13 protein-coding genes are annotated in these 13,935 nt (G+C 62.2%); 5 read left to right on the top strand and 8 right to left on the bottom strand.

The window, feature by feature from the left end; all coding sequences use genetic code 11:
• Window positions 1-63 precede the first annotated feature (63 nt).
• The 4 genes from ACQY7X_RS11585 to ACQY7X_RS11570 form a co-directional block, all read right to left on the bottom strand.
• Window positions 64-321 carry a hypothetical protein gene (locus tag ACQY7X_RS11585; protein ID WP_428245386.1) on the bottom strand — a complete coding sequence of 86 codons (258 nt, stop codon included), beginning with the start codon at window positions 319-321 and terminating at the stop codon, window positions 64-66.
• A 46-nt stretch (window positions 322-367) separates the two neighbouring features.
• On the bottom strand, window positions 368-772 hold the full coding sequence (locus tag ACQY7X_RS11580; protein ID WP_428245385.1) for a MaoC family dehydratase: 405 nt from the start codon (window positions 770-772) through the stop codon (window positions 368-370).
• A 19-nt stretch (window positions 773-791) separates the two neighbouring features.
• Window positions 792-2,009: an acyl-CoA dehydrogenase family protein gene (locus ACQY7X_RS11575; protein ID WP_428245384.1), complete on the bottom strand. Its 1,218-nt coding sequence runs from the start codon at window positions 2,007-2,009 to the stop codon at window positions 792-794.
• 215 nt (window positions 2,010-2,224) lie between these two features.
• Window positions 2,225-3,391 carry a 3,4-dihydroxy-2-butanone-4-phosphate synthase gene (locus ACQY7X_RS11570; protein WP_428245383.1) on the bottom strand — a complete coding sequence of 389 codons (1,167 nt, stop codon included), beginning with the start codon at window positions 3,389-3,391 and terminating at the stop codon, window positions 2,225-2,227.
• Window positions 3,392-3,732: 341 nt separating this feature from the next.
• On the opposite strand from ACQY7X_RS11570, the gene ACQY7X_RS11565 reads away from it, so the two are divergent.
• The 4 genes from ACQY7X_RS11565 to ACQY7X_RS11550 all read left to right on the top strand — a co-directional run bounded on the left by ACQY7X_RS11565 (window position 3,733) and on the right by ACQY7X_RS11550 (window position 8,239).
• Entirely contained in the window at window positions 3,733-5,127 is a 1,395-nt protein-coding gene (locus ACQY7X_RS11565; protein WP_428245382.1) for a PLP-dependent aminotransferase family protein, read from the top strand.
• A 159-nt stretch (window positions 5,128-5,286) separates the two neighbouring features.
• Window positions 5,287-5,784, top strand: coding sequence for a flavin reductase family protein (locus ACQY7X_RS11560; RefSeq protein WP_428245381.1), 498 nt, complete (start codon window positions 5,287-5,289; stop codon window positions 5,782-5,784).
• Between the two features lie 6 nt (window positions 5,785-5,790).
• Window positions 5,791-6,627 (top strand): enoyl-CoA hydratase/isomerase family protein, encoded by an 837-nt coding sequence (locus tag ACQY7X_RS11555; RefSeq protein ID WP_428245380.1) that lies wholly within the window; start codon window positions 5,791-5,793, stop codon window positions 6,625-6,627.
• Between the two features lie 19 nt (window positions 6,628-6,646).
• Entirely contained in the window at window positions 6,647-8,239 is a 1,593-nt protein-coding gene (locus ACQY7X_RS11550) for a rhodanese-like domain-containing protein (protein WP_428245379.1), read from the top strand.
• Between the two features lie 30 nt (window positions 8,240-8,269).
• On the opposite strand, the gene ACQY7X_RS11545 is transcribed toward ACQY7X_RS11550, so the two are convergent.
• Window positions 8,270-9,904, bottom strand: coding sequence for an AMP-binding protein (locus ACQY7X_RS11545; RefSeq protein ID WP_428245377.1), 1,635 nt, complete (start codon window positions 9,902-9,904; stop codon window positions 8,270-8,272).
• A gap of 185 nt (window positions 9,905-10,089) precedes the next feature.
• On the opposite strand from ACQY7X_RS11545, the gene ACQY7X_RS11540 reads away from it, so the two are divergent.
• Window positions 10,090-11,349, top strand: coding sequence for an MFS transporter (locus ACQY7X_RS11540; RefSeq protein ID WP_428245376.1), 1,260 nt, complete (start codon window positions 10,090-10,092; stop codon window positions 11,347-11,349).
• Here ACQY7X_RS11540 and ACQY7X_RS11535 read toward each other — a convergent pair.
• The 3 genes from ACQY7X_RS11535 to ACQY7X_RS11525 are packed head-to-tail and all read right to left on the bottom strand — an operon-like array spanning window position 11,346 to window position 13,928.
• Window positions 11,346-12,311 (bottom strand): NAD(P)H-dependent flavin oxidoreductase, encoded by a 966-nt coding sequence (locus ACQY7X_RS11535; RefSeq protein ID WP_428245375.1) that lies wholly within the window; start codon window positions 12,309-12,311, stop codon window positions 11,346-11,348. The two genes, ACQY7X_RS11540 and ACQY7X_RS11535, sit on opposite strands and share 4 nt — an antisense overlap.
• Complete coding sequence (locus ACQY7X_RS11530) at window positions 12,308-13,141, bottom strand: ABC transporter permease (protein WP_428245374.1); 834 nt, start codon at window positions 13,139-13,141, stop codon at window positions 12,308-12,310. Before ACQY7X_RS11530 ends, ACQY7X_RS11535 begins: the two co-directional genes overlap by 4 nt.
• A 10-nt stretch (window positions 13,142-13,151) precedes the next feature.
• Window positions 13,152-13,928, bottom strand: a complete 777-nt coding sequence (locus tag ACQY7X_RS11525) for an ABC transporter ATP-binding protein (RefSeq protein ID WP_428245373.1) — start codon at window positions 13,926-13,928, stop codon at window positions 13,152-13,154.
• Window positions 13,929-13,935: the final 7 nt, after the last annotated feature.

Here is a 13,935-nt window from a genome sequence, read left to right as displayed (position 1 = left end):
CTCACGCGCTGCGCGGCCTGCGCGCTGCACGCTGTTCATATAAAACTGTGGTAAAAGCCTAGACTACGGCGCCGGGCTGTAGCGGGCCCGCTCTATCGTCCTTGTCAGCGACGCCAGCACCACTTCGGCTACTTCTCCAGTCATCGCGATCTCAACCCGGGGATTGCGCGGTCCTTGCAGCGCCAGCACTACAGTACCGTCCTGGGCGTTGATGCCAACGCCGAGTACGGCAGTGACATGCAGCCGAGGCTCGAAACGAACCACGCGCTCGCCGCCCGATGCTTCCGACGACGATGAAACCTGGCCATTATCCTTGCTCATACCTGCGCACCCCTTTTACATTCCGAGCGAGCTTAGTACGGCGACCTCAGGCGGGAAACAGCACCGCTCCCTCGCCCGCGATCACTTCGCGATCAGCGACATGCCCGGCATAGCTCACCGTGACGACGCGGCCACGATCTTGCGGTGCCACGCCGGTAACCGTGCCGCGCAGCATCACATTGTCTCCAGGCCGCACCGGTGACTTAAAATTGGCACCAACCCGGCGGATCAACGCGGTCGGCCCGGCCCAGGCGGCAAGCATCTCGGCAGCGAATCCCATGGTCAGCATGCCATGGGCAATCACGCCACCAAGCCCCGCCTCCTGGGCAAAAGGCAGATCGTAGTGGATCCGGTTGAAATCTCCCGATGCGCCGGCATACATCGCCAATTGCACGGTGGTGACCGGGCCTTTGGTCAGGTCGAAGCTATCGCCTACTTCGATCCGGCGCATCGGTATGCTCCCCTGGTGCTTAGCGCTGCAGCGTCGAGTCGAAGGCTTCGCCGAGTTCGGCGGAACCGATGATCTGCGCCGTGCGGTCATGGCCGGCATGCAGCACATGCGTCTCCAGATCGGCGATGTAGCGCGACAGCGGATGCTCATCGAACAGCGCCGTGGAACCCGCGGCATGAACCAGCTTGTGCGAGGCTTCGAAAGCCACATGCGCGGCCATCGACTTGGCGGCCATCGACAACAGTTCAGAACGGGTCACATCGCCGTCGGTCCAGGACGAAATCGCGCGATGGAAGGAGGCACGCGCCGAATCGAGCGCGATGCGGACTTCACCGGCGCGCATCTGGATGATCGGATCCTTGGTGCGGCCCTTGTTCTTGATGTAATCGACGAACCAGCCATACATGCCCTCGGTGGTGCCGAGATAGTTGGCGGTGAAGCCGAGATGATACTTGCCCTGCCAGCGGCCGCGCGGATAGGCGCCCGGAACGGAAAGGATATTCTCATCCGGCACGAAGACCTGATCCAGCGTGATCACCGGGCTCGGCGCGGCACGCATGCCGTTCGGACGATACCAGGTGTGATCCATCGACACGCCCTTCATGTCAGGCGTGATCACCACCATCAGATGGTTGTCGAGATAATCCTTCACGCCTTCAATGGCGGCGAAGATGATGGCGAAGCCCATATGCGCGCCATTGGTGGCGTAGTTCTTCTCGCCATGCACGATCCAGCCGCCCGGCACCTTCTTCGCCGTGGTGTTCATCATGTACATATGGCGGCGCTTGGCTTCGGAGCCGACAAAGGCGGTCAGCAGACCTTCCTTCAGCGTCGGCTTGACGAACTTGTCGATCTGGCGCGGCGTGCCCAGCTTTTCCATGATCCACATGGTGTGGTTATGGACCTGGTAGCAATGCGCGGTGCCGGGGCAGCCACGCGCGATGCTGCGCAGCGCCTGCAGATAGGTCGCCTTGTCTTCGGCGTCGAGATTGGATTCCTTGCCGCCAAGCGACTTGCTCACCGTGGTGCCAAGCCAGCCGCGCTCATGCAGCGCCTTGATATTCTCGATCGGAATATCGCAATTCTTGTCGTAGGCGCGGCCGCGCGGGCGGAATTCCTCGATAGCCAGGCGATTCAGCTCGCGCAGTTCCGGGGTGTCGAGCACCGCCTCGGGATCATAGCGCATGGGTTGCGAATTGCCCGACGGGCCCTGGTTGGATGCGACACTCACAGACATTTCCTCCTCCTTCTCATTTCCGCCCGCACCAGCGGAACGGCTTCCCGGAACCGGCGTGACGCCGGGATAGTTGGGCCTGATCGACACAATGACGCGCCGTCGACCTGAATTATCACCACGATAGCAACATTACAGAACTATTGTCACTATCTATAATGAGACAATTTGTGAAATAGCCGCACAATCTGGATTACACGCGCAAATCTGCGAGTCGCTCAATCCTGGCCGGTCAGCGGGTCTATATGGGCAACGATTTCGAGGCCATGGCCTTCGAGTCCGATGGGAATCCGGGTATCGCGGGACAGCAGTTTCATCTGCCGCACGCCCAGATCGCGCAATATCTGCGCACCGGTGCCGTAGTCGCGGATCACACTGCCGCTTTCCGGCAGCGACTCGTCGCGCGAGCGCAGTACTTCCGATGGGCTGCTGTTATGCGCCTCGCGCATCAGCACCACCACGCCGCGCCCGGCCCAGCCGATCCGCTCCATGGCCGGATGCAATTCACCGCCACGGCTATACGCGCGGTCGGCGATAATATCGTCGAGCAGATTGACCGCATGCATACGCACCAGCACCGGCGCACCATCCGCCACATTGCCCTTCACCAGTGCCACATGCTCCACGTCATCCACGCGATTGCGATAGACGATAAGGCGGAAACTGCCGCCATGCAGGCTGCTGATGCCGCGCTCCATAAGGCGCTCGATCTGCACTTCGCGGCGACGCCGGAAAGCAATCAGCTCGGTTACCGAAACAATAGGAATCCCGTGCGTTTCGCTAAGAATCCGCAAATCGTGCAGCCGCGCGATATCGCCGTGATCATTCAGAATCTGGCAGGATGCAGCCGCAGGACGCAAGCCGGCCAGGCGGGCCAGATCTACAGCCGCTTCGGTATGGGCGGCGCGCACCAGCACGCCGCCATCGCGTGCGATATGCGGAATGATATGGCCGGGTGTTGCAATCGCCTTGGCACCCAGCGGCGAGGCCGTGGCCACGGCAATGGTATGGGCGCGATCCGCCGCCGAGATACCGGTAGAAACACCTTCACGCGCCTCGATACTGACGGCGTATTCCATCGCGCCATCACCTGGATTGGAGCGTGGCTGCAACGACAAGCCCAGTTCGCCGGCGCGCTGCCGTGTAAGCGCAAGGCAGACCAGGCCACGGGCATGCATGGCCATGAAATTTACCACGTCTGGCGTCACCTTGTCGGCGGCACAGATAAGGTTGCCGGCATCCTGGTCGGACAATCCATCAATCAGGATTGTCATGCCGCCAGCTTGCAGACTGGCCAGAGCCAGTTCCACGGCCTGGCTCTGCGCTGCAGCGAAGCCTTGTTCAAGGGCGGAAGAAGATGAGGAAACGGGATCAGAAATGGCCATGTTGGCAACCCACCAGGGGCTGTATCCGCCCCCTCTCTAGCGAATCAGAGGCGAAGGAATTCCGGATTCGGCGGCCGCCCAATCCCTGGGCATGACTAAAACCGCGCCAGGCGTCGGAAATAGTACAAATGAACCAATTGGTTACAAGGGGCGTCATCTTGTGTTGCAGCACTTTGGGTCAACTGATAGGAATGCACGCGAAAAATGAGAGTTAAGGCACCGCAGCGCACCATAATTGTCGCGGAATGCTGCGGCATCTGCTAGCATTGCATCGTACTATTTAGATCAATGTCAACAGATTAGTTCACTGCCGCTCCATACAATACTGAAGGATCGAACCTATGTCGACCGACATGTGGGTACCCGACATCTCCAGAATTGACGGCCCGCGCTATCTGGCCGTCGCCGGCGCGATCGCCCGCGCCATTGATAGCGGTGAACTGCCGCCCGGCGCGCAATTACCGCCACAGCGCGATCTGGCTGAACGGCTCGGTGTTACTGTTGGCACTGTCAGCCGCGCCTATGCCCTGGCAAAAAAGCGCCGCCTGATTGCTGGCGAAGTCGGTCGCGGCACTTTCGTGCAAGGCGTCGGCAACCGCGAGCGCACCGGCAACGTAATTCCCAAGCTGGAAAATCGCGGCATCGATCTGTCCTGCTTCCGCTCGCCGGTCGAAGGGCTGAACAACGAGATACTGGAACTGCTGTCGGAAGTGAGTGGCCGCGCCTCGCTGCTGCCGCTGCATAAATACGCCCCCGAAGCCGGTTCAACCTCGCACCGGCTTGCCGGCACCTCCTGGATCGCCCGCACCGGCTATGATGTGCCGGCTGACAACATCCTGATCACCACTGGCGCCCAGCAGGCCATCTTCATCTGTCTGGCGACCCTGGTGAATCATGGCGGCACCCTGCTCACCGAGGAACTGACCTATTCCGGCGTGAAGGCCCTGTGCAGCCTGCATGGCAGCAGGCTGCGTGCCGTGGCGATGGATGACCAGGGCATGATCCCGGAAGCCTTGGAACAGGCCGTAGTGGAAAGCGGCGCTCGCGTCGTCTACATGCAGCCGACGATCCATAATCCGACCACCATCACCATGCCGGAATCGCGCCGCAAGCGCATCGCTGCGATTGCCGAGCGCCATGATCTGGTGATCATCGAGGATGATGCCGCAGCCAGCGCCGTCACCGAGCGGCCAGTACCGATCTCGGCCCTGATCCCGAATCGCTCGTGCTACATCACCAGTCTGTCCAAGAGCATCAGCCCGACCTTGCGGGTGGGCTATATCGCCGCCGGGCCGCAGCTCATCGGCGCGCTCACCGACACCTTTCACACCCTGTCGCTCAGCAGTTCGCCGATCACCGCCGAGATCGCCGCCTTGCTGATCGGCGATGGCACCGCCGACGAAATCGCACGCAACTACATCGCCATGATGAACAGCCGCCTGGAAGTGGCATTGCCGATGCTGCCGCCGGGTCTGGTGCGCTCGCGCACCGGCGCCTTCTATCTGTGGCTGACCCTGCCTGACCGCTGGAATACTGATGACTTCTCCGCTGCCGCGCGCCGTGCCGGCGTCTCGGTAGCACCGGTGGAGAGCTTCCAGGTCGAACGTATCAGCATGTCTGCCGGCATCCGGCTGTCGCTCAATCCTGCTTCGCAGGTCGATGTGCTGGCCAAAGGCCTGTCCACGCTGGGCGAACTGATCGGCAGCCGCCCGCAGGCGCGCCAGACCGTGATCTGATCCGCCAGCTGGATCCGCATGCAAAAGGCCACCCTGGATAATCAGGGTGGCCTTTTGCATTGTACTTATTCATGCATGTCAATAATTGGAAATTGTCCCTTGTCTAATTAATACAATACGGTAACTTTGCCCGAGGGTAATTTGTCTGCGGGTTTTGAGATGACGGCGATTTCCAGCGACTCTTTCAAGGCGGCAATGCGCCGGCTGGCCTCCAGTGTCAGCATCGTCACCACGCAGCATGCCGGCAGTCCAGCCGGCTTGGTGGCTACCGCCGTCTGCTCGGTTTCCGCCGAACCGCCGATGCTGCTGGTCTGCATCAATCGCCAGGCCCAATGCCATGAAGCAGTCTCCGCCGCCGGCTATTTCTGCGTCAATGTATTGGATTCCTGTCAGGCCGATCTTGCCGACCGCTTTGCCAGGGCCACTGCCGAAGACCGCTTCCTCGGCCTGGAATACAACAGCATGATCACCGGCGCCCCGGCGCTGACCGAAGCCCTGATCACCTTCGATTGCGAGACCGCGAATGCCGTGACCAGCGGCAGCCACACCGTATTCTTTGGCCGCATCGTCGATCTGCGTTTCCGCGCTGCGGCGCCGCTGCTCTATTTCGACGGCAAATATGCCGATGTCGTGCCGCAACCCAGCAGCGCTGCCTGACACAAGATGGCGTTGCTCGACAGTTCGGCGAAACGCAAGCCCTCCCCGCGCCGCAAGCCCCCGGTGCGCTCCAAGCCCCCGGCGCACCCCAAGTCAGCGACAGCGATTGATGATCCCCTGCTGCTGCATGATCTGGCGGACGGCGTTTTGACACTGACCCTGAATCGGCCTGACAAGAACAATGCCTTGAGTCGGCCACTGGCCGAGGCGATCCGCAAGGCGATTACAGCCGCCGACCGCAATAGAGATGTTGCCGCCATTGTCATCGCCGGTGCGGGCAAATCCTTCTGTGCCGGCGCCGACACCACCGAGTTGCGTGAAACCCAGAACGCCGCCGCAATCCGCCGCCATGCCCGCCTTACCGCAGATCTGCTGCAGGCCCCACGCCTGGCGCGCAAGCCCGTGCTGGCGGCGGTGCAAGGTTATGCCCTTGGTGCCGGCTGCGGCCTGGCCGTGGCCTGCGACATCGTGGTGGCTGATCGAGAGGCACGGCTCGGTTATCCGGAAATACGACGCGGCATCGTGCCGGCACTGGTGATGCCCGGCCTGGTGCGACGCGTCGGCGAGGCCCGCGCCTTTGCCCTAGCATCACGCGCGGAATGGATCGGGTCGCCAATGGCGCGCGCCATTGGCCTGGTCGATATCGTCTGCGCTCCGGGCCATGCCGTGCAGGCCGCACAGGAGCAGGCGCGCCATCTGGCACAGCAGGATCGTACTGTCATCGCGGAATTGAAACAGTTGCTGTCGGGCCTCGCACGCCGCAGTGGCAGCGATGCGATGGAAACCGCCTATCGTTTGAATGTCAGGATGAAACTGCGCGGCGCCAAAGCCAAGCCGACCTGACGAGCCGGGAAGGAAAACCATGAAAACGATCACTGCGAGCGAGCTGAAACGCCGCCTGCGTTCCACCGAAGAAATCGCCCTGTTGGACATGCGCGAGGAAGTGGACTTTTACCGCAGCCACTTGCTGTTTGCCGTGAACATCCCCCTATCGCGCCTGGAGCAGATGATTGGTGATCTGGTACCGCGGCATGGTGCACCGATTGTCACCTGCGATGCCGGCGAGGGCCTTGCCGCCCATGGCGCCGAGCGGCTGGCCTGGCTCGGCTACAACAACGTGATGGTGCTGGAAGGCGGCAATCCAGGCTGGGAGAAAGCTGGCGGCATCCTGTTTGCCGGTGCCAATGTGCCCTCGAAGGCTTTCGGCGAATTCGTCGAGCATGAATACGGCACGCCGCATATCACCGCTGAAGAATTGCACGGCAAGCTGGCCGGCAAGGATGATCTGGTAATCCTGGACAGCCGGCCCTTCGAGGAATTCCAGATCATGAGCATCCCCGGCGGCCAGGATTGCCCTGGTGCCGAACTGGTCTACCGCGCCCGCGAGGCGGCACCCAATCCCAATACCACCATCGTGGTGAATTGCGCCGGCCGCACCCGCAGCATCATCGGCACGCAATCGCTGATCAATAGCGGCATCCCGAACAAGGTGATGGCACTGAAGGATGGCACCATGGGCTGGGAATTGGCCGGCCTGGAAGTTGCCCGCAAATCGATCCAGCGCGCACCATCGGCAACAGCAGCCGGCATCAGCACGGCGCTGGCCGGCGCCAAGGCCGTGGCCGACCGTGCCGGCGTGCGCCTGATCGACGCCGCTACGCTGGACGGATTCCGCGCCGAGCGTGAGCAGCGCACACTCTATGTGCTGGATGTGCGGCAGCCGGAAGAATATGAAGCCGGTCATCTGGAAGATGCACTGCCCGCCTTCGGCGGCCAGCTGGTGCAATCCACCGACCGCTTCGTTGCCGTGCGCGGCGCGCGCCTGGTACTGGTGGATGATACCGAAGTGCGGGCCCTGATGACGGCTTCCTGGCTGCGCCAGATGGGCTGGGATGACGTGTTCGTGCTGGCTGGCGGCATTGGTGCGTTGCCGAAAGTGGCCGGCCGCCGCCGCTCTGCCATGCTGGGCCTCGACCGCATCGCGCCGACCCTGGTCGATCCTGCCCAGGCACAGCGGCTGCTGTCTCAAGGCCAAGCGGCGGTGATCGACCTGGCCGATCCGCGCCGCTTCAAGGCCGAGCATATTGCCGGCGCATGGTACGCCGTACGCTCGAAGCTGCCTCAGGGGCTGGATCGCTTCGACGCCGGACAGACGCTGCTGTTCACCTCCAGCGACGGACGCTTCGCTGCGCTGGCCGCTGCCGAGATCGCCGAGCGTACCGGGCGCAAGACCGCCGCCATCGAAGGCGGTACGGCGGCATGGAAGCGTTCCAGCCTGCCGCTCGAATCAGGCGAGAGCACCCTGCTGCATCCGCGCGAGGAAACTTGGTCGCCCTACGACGAAGCGCACCGCACGCGGCAATCGATGCTCGATTACCTGTCCTGGGAAGTCGATCTGTACGACCGCATCAAGAAGGATGGCGACACGCGCTTTCGTATGCTTGCTGGCACCTAAGCGCCAGCGGGCGGTATGCGTTGCCGGCGCCTAGGCGTCGGCACCACCGACTCGGCGCAGGGCATCTTCCTTCAGGCTCAGCTTGCGCAGCTTGCCGGTCGGCGTTACTGGCCAGTCGCTGATGAAGGCGACATGGCGCGGCACCTTGAAGGACGCGATATGCGCTCGGCAATGGGCGATAATGTCTTCGGCTGCCACCGCCACGCCCGGCTGGCATTCGACATAGACAAAACCGGCTTCACCAAGACGTTCATCCGGCACGCCGACCACCACGGCTTCCTTCACGCCATCCAGGCCCTTGATGAATTCCTCGATCTCCAGCGTGGCGACGTTGAAGCCGCCCGGCTTGATCATCTCCTTGATGCGGCCACGGAAGATCAGACGGCCATCCGGGGTAAGCTCACCAAGATCGCCGGTATGCAGCCAGCCATCGGCATCAATCGCCTTGGCGGTCTCTTCCGGGTTACGGTAATAGCCGGCCATCACGGTGAAGCCCTTGACGCGGATTTCCCCGACCTTGCCCGGCGGCAATGCTGCGCCGGTATCGATATCATCGATGCGTATGGAAACCCCAGGCATCGGCGGCCCGCTGGATTCAATGCGGTGCTGCAACGGCTCGGTACTGAACGTGCGGCATACCGCGTTCGAGGTCTCGGACAGGCCGTAGACATTGGTCAGCTCGGCACAGCCGAGGTCTTCCACGATCCAGCGGAAGGATTCACGCGAGAGCGGTGCACCGGTGCCGGTGCGCAGGCTGCTCAGATTGAAGCTGCCAAGCCGCTCGAAGGCGCGCAGATCGTGCACGATGGGCTCGACGAAGAAGCTCATGGTCACCCTCTCCTGCTCCACCAGGCTGCAGAAGGATTCGGCCGAAAAGCCATCCATCAACACCTGGCAGCCACCCGCCAGAAATGGGGACAGAGTGAAGGATGTGCCGGTGGCACTGAACAGCGGCGAAGTGACTAGATAGCGGTCCACCGTGGTGAGCCGCATCCGCGCCACGGTGCTGAAGTTGTTCTCCAGCAAGGCGCCGTGGCGCACCATTGCGCCTTTTGGGAAAGATGTAGTGCCGGAGGTGAACAGGATCTGCGCGATGTCGTCAGAGCGCAAACGGTCACGCGCCTGGCGCAGCAATTCAGCCCCGCGCGACCAGCGCCGGCCCGCCTCCTCGACTTCCTGTAGCGGCAGGATGCTGCCCGGCAGATCGTCGCCGATACCCGCCACCAGCCGCAATTCCGGCAGGGCGGCCACATCCCAGGCACCGGGGCGCTGCGCTGACAGATCCGGCACCAGCTTCTCCAGCACCGCAAGATAACTGACGCTTTTCCAGCGGCTGGCCAGGATCAGCGCACGGGCATCGGATTGCTTCAGCACATAACCAAGATCGGCATCGCGGAAGCGGGTATTCACCGGCACCAATACGCAGCCCATGGCGGTTATCGCCCAGCGCGCCACCAGCCAATCCAGGCAATCGGGCAGCCAGAGCGCCACCTTGTCGCCCGGCTGCAGGCCGCGTTCCAGCAGGCCGCTGGCGAGATCATCAGCCCGGCGTGCCAGATCGGCATAGCTCAGGCGGATATCGCCATGCACCAGCGCCTCGCGCCGGTCATAAGTCCGCGCGCCCCAATGCAGCGCATCAGCAAAGGTCTTTTCCGCCCAGGTCATGGCTTCCTCTCTTGCACTTGGCCGCTTGGCGCGGCCTTGGCCGGGTTGCATGGCAATTCCGGCAATTCTTCAAAATTAATCATACAAGACATGAACGGAGAATGGTACAATTTGAAAAAATTGTACCCAACTATGAATCGCGGCCTCCCCGCCGCGGATTTCGCCGGGAAGGAGACGGACGCCGCATGGCCGATCCGCTAGCCAGCAATTCCGCTCAGCAAAACCGCACCTTCCTCGTCATCTTCCTGCTGCTTTGCGCTCTCTATGCCTGTGGCCACCTGCAACGCAATGTCGGCTCGGTGCTGGCGCCGGTGCTGAACCGCGAACTGGGCCTTGATGCGCGCGAACTCGGCGTGGTGATGGCCGGCCTGTTCCTGGCTGCCGGTGTCGCTCAGATCCCCTTCGGCATCCTGGTCGACCGCTACGGTCCGCGCCGCGCCTGTACCTTATTGCTGCTGTTCGGTGTCGCCGGCAGTGCGCTGTTTGCCTTCGCCGAGGATTGGCCGCAGCTGCTGCTCGGCCGGCTGCTGATCGGCATGGGCTTCTGCGGCGTGTTCATGTCCAGCGTGGTAATTTTTGCCGCCTGGAAACCGCCAAGCGAGATGACCACCTGGACTGGCCGGATCACGGCTGTCGGCGGCTTCGGCGGCATCCTGGCCACCACCCCGATGGCTGGCGCCATCGAACTGGTCGGCTGGCGCATTACCCTGCTTGGCGTGGCGGCGCTGGCGGCCTTGCTCACCATCGCCGGCCATTACATGCTGCGCGACCGCCCGCCTGGCGCACCGTTGCCGGTGCAGAAACATGAGAGCTTCCGCCAGGGTTTCGTTGGCGTGCTGCACATGGCGGCAGACCCGCGCATCCGGCCGATGCTGGTGGTGTCGCTGTTCATGTTCACGCCGATGCAGCTCACTGTCGGACTCTGGGCCGGTCCCTACCTGCTCGTGGTACATGACCTGGATGCCATCGCGCGCGGCAATGTGCTGCTGGCAATGATGGGAGTACATCTGCTCGCCGCGCTGGCCTTCGGCCCGCTTGAGCGCATCTTCAATACCAAGAAGTGGATTGTCGTTGTCGGAGCGATGATCCAGGCCGTGCAGTTCCTGCTGCTGGCTTGGCTAGGCCAGGCCAGCCTGGCGGCCAGTATCACGCTGCTTATGGGCATTGCCATTGTCGGGCCGCTCTACGTCATGGTGACGGTACATAGCCAGTCGAGTTTTCCGAAGGAAATGACCGGACGCGCCGTGTCTGTTGTGACCGCAACATCGGTGATCGGCGTGTTCCTCAACCAGAGCGGCTCGAGCTTCATTGTGCAGGCTCTGTCTGAGCCAGGATCAATCGGCTCGGCACTGGCTTTTCGCACCGTTTTCGGCCTGCTGAGTGCAATCTTCCTGTTCGTGGCCCTGATCTACCTCAAGACCCAGGACACCAACGCGCCGCGCTAAAGTGCGGCTGCTTCGGCCAGCACCGGGCGGATTCCCGCCGCAATCTCATGCACGATCGCGGCCGCCGGGAGCAGGTTTGCGATGCGGCCAACCCCCTGGCCGCAGGCAACCATGCCAGTGGCCAGATCGCCCTGCAGCAGCCCACGTTCGCTATGGCGTCCTGCCAGCAGGGCAATCATTTCATCCTGCGATGCCGCTGCCTCGCGTTCGGCGATATGGCGGGCTGCTGGCGTACCGAGCATTCGGCGCGCCATGCCATAGCGCCGGGCGATGATCATGGTGTCGCCTACGGCGGCACGCAGCATGGCGGCCTTGGTTTCGGCGTGCAGGGGCGATTCCTCGGCCAGCATGAAACGGGTGCCAAGCTGAACACCGGCAGCGCCGAGGCAGAGTGCCGCCGCCGCTGTGCGACTATCGACAATGCCACCCGCCGCGATCACCGGCAGCGATACCGCATCGGCCACCGCCGGGATCAGCACCATGCCGCCAACTTCGTCTGCACCGGCCTTGCCGCCGGCCTCGTGGCCAGCCACCACCACCAGACTGGCGCCCAAGGCTTCAGCCTTGCGCGCCTGTTCCGGCGTGGCGGTGACAATGCCTAGCTTACGGCCAGCTTTTAGAATCAAGGCCGCCCAGGGGGCCGGATTGCCGCCACCCAGAATGATCGGGGAAACCTGACGCTGCAATGCCGCCGCAATCATCCCCTGCATCAGGGTGGTATCGCGAACCACGGGGATGTTCACGCCGATGGGCCGTGAAGTGAGCGCCAGGGCCTTGTCCATCTCGGTGCCAAAGCCCTCCGGCGTCAGGCGGCCGGCAGCTACCAGACCCAGGCCGCCGGCTTCGGACACGGCGGCAGCCAGCCGCGCCGTACCCACCGATGTCATGCCGGCAAGCAGGATCGGCTGTTCGACCCCCAGCAGGGAACAAAGATCGCGTACGCGTGTGGCGGACTGGCTCACCGCTGCACTTTCTTCCAGCGCAGCAGGTATCTCTCCAGCGCCACGATGATGGCGTTGAAGGTGGCAGAGATCACCACCAGGATGAACAGGGCGGCGAAAGCGCCAGCTGTATCGAATTGCCCGGTAGCGCGGGTAAGCAGGAAGCCGACACCACGGTTGGATGCCATCATCTCGCCCACCACAGCGCCGATCAGGGCATATGGCACGGAAACACGCAGGCCGACAAAGATCGCCGTGAGCGCCGAAGGCAAGGCCACGCGCCGGATCACCTCCGGTGTTTTCGCCCCCATCAGGCGCACGATATCCATCAATTCGCGCGAAGCATCGCGCACGCCGGCATAGGTGTTGAAGAACACCAGGAAGAAAACAATGGTGGCGGTAAGGATGATCTTGGCCTGAATGCCGATACCGAACCACAGGATGAACAGTGGCGCCAGGGCAACTTTAGGCAGGCTGTAGATGGCAATGATGAAAGGATCGAGCAGTTCCGCCACTTTCTCGAACCAGCCGAAAATGAATCCTACAGTACCGCCGGCAATAGTGCCGCAGATGAAGCCGACCACCGCCTCCGTCAAAGTGATCGGCACATGCTGCACCAGATCGCCGCTGCGGGCCATATCAGCCAGGGCGCGGAATATTTCCGAGGGGAAGCTGGAGAAATGCGGATTGAACCATTTTGCCCGCGCGCCGTATTCCCACAGACTTAGCAGGGCGGCGAGCAGGAGAATACGTTTCACCCAGAGCATCAGACTGTAGCGCAGCGGATTGATCTGCGCCTCGCTGATCTGGTCGCCGGTATTGCGGAACATGGATGGTGACGCGTTGGTCATGGCATCCTCCTTAAACGTTGTCGCCGCGCCGGATATCTTCCTTCAGCGCATCCCAGAGTTTCTCATACAACCGGATGAAATCCGGGCTGGTATGGATCAGGAACGGATCGCGCGGGCGTGGCAGATTGATCGGCACTTCAAGCTTTACCTGACCCGGCCGCGCCGACATCACCACCACGCGATCGGACAATGTGATTGCCTCGGCAAGATCATGCGTGATGAACAGGATGGTCTTGCGGTCAGTCTCCCAGATGCGCAGCAATTCCTCATGCATCAGCATCTTCACATGGGCATCCAGCGCACTGAACGGCTCATCCATCATCACCAGTTCCGGTGAGTAGATCAGCGTGCGCGCCATGGCGACGCGCTTGCGCATACCGCCGGAAAGCTCGGCCGGAAAATGATTGGCGAAATCGGTCAAACCGGTCATTGCCAGGAATTTATCGGCCAATTCACGGATGCGGGCTTTTGGCGTGCCCCGGATACGCAGGCCAAGCACGATGTTCTCGTAGGTTGACGCCCATTCCAGCAGGTTGTCACGCTGCGTGATGTAGCCGACCCGGGTGTTGATTTTGGTGACCGGCTCATTGCGGTAAAGCACCGTGCCATAGGACGGCGGACTCAATCCGGCGGCCAGATTCAGCAAAGTGGATTTGCCGCAGCCCGAAGGCCCAAGCACGGACACAAATTCGCCTTCCGCGATGCTGAATGACGCGTTCTTGAGCGCCAGAATCTCCGCGGCACCTTTGTAGAAGCGTTTGCCGACATCGCGGAATTCAAGAATCATCGCTTCT

Origin of the sequence: Ferrovibrio sp. (assembly GCF_965278975.1) — a bacterium.
Taxonomy (GTDB): Bacteria; Pseudomonadota; Alphaproteobacteria; order Ferrovibrionales; family Ferrovibrionaceae; genus Ferrovibrio.
Note: the sequence above shows the minus strand (reverse complement) of the source record. Positions and strands in the feature narration are given on the sequence as shown.

What these genes read in the sequence shown, in the direction of transcription:
- ACQY7X_RS11585 (WP_428245386.1), bottom strand. Translation starts at nt 321, where the DNA reads ATGAGCAAGGATAATGGCCAGGTTTCATCGTCGTCGGAAGCATCGGGC.
- ACQY7X_RS11580 (WP_428245385.1), bottom strand. Translation starts at nt 772, where the DNA reads ATGCGCCGGATCGAAGTAGGCGATAGCTTCGACCTGACCAAAGGCCCG.
- ACQY7X_RS11575 (WP_428245384.1), bottom strand. Translation starts at nt 2,009, where the DNA reads ATGTCTGTGAGTGTCGCATCCAACCAGGGCCCGTCGGGCAATTCGCAA.
- ACQY7X_RS11570 (WP_428245383.1), bottom strand. Translation starts at nt 3,391, where the DNA reads ATGGCCATTTCTGATCCCGTTTCCTCATCTTCTTCCGCCCTTGAACAA.
- ACQY7X_RS11565 (WP_428245382.1), top strand. Translation starts at nt 3,733, where the DNA reads ATGTCGACCGACATGTGGGTACCCGACATCTCCAGAATTGACGGCCCG.
- ACQY7X_RS11560 (WP_428245381.1), top strand. Translation starts at nt 5,287, where the DNA reads ATGACGGCGATTTCCAGCGACTCTTTCAAGGCGGCAATGCGCCGGCTG.
- ACQY7X_RS11555 (WP_428245380.1), top strand. Translation starts at nt 5,791, where the DNA reads ATGGCGTTGCTCGACAGTTCGGCGAAACGCAAGCCCTCCCCGCGCCGC.
- ACQY7X_RS11550 (WP_428245379.1), top strand. Translation starts at nt 6,647, where the DNA reads ATGAAAACGATCACTGCGAGCGAGCTGAAACGCCGCCTGCGTTCCACC.
- ACQY7X_RS11545 (WP_428245377.1), bottom strand. Translation starts at nt 9,904, where the DNA reads ATGACCTGGGCGGAAAAGACCTTTGCTGATGCGCTGCATTGGGGCGCG.
- ACQY7X_RS11540 (WP_428245376.1), top strand. Translation starts at nt 10,090, where the DNA reads ATGGCCGATCCGCTAGCCAGCAATTCCGCTCAGCAAAACCGCACCTTC.
- ACQY7X_RS11530 (WP_428245374.1), bottom strand. Translation starts at nt 13,141, where the DNA reads ATGACCAACGCGTCACCATCCATGTTCCGCAATACCGGCGACCAGATC.
- ACQY7X_RS11525 (WP_428245373.1), bottom strand. Translation starts at nt 13,928, where the DNA reads ATGATTCTTGAATTCCGCGATGTCGGCAAACGCTTCTACAAAGGTGCC.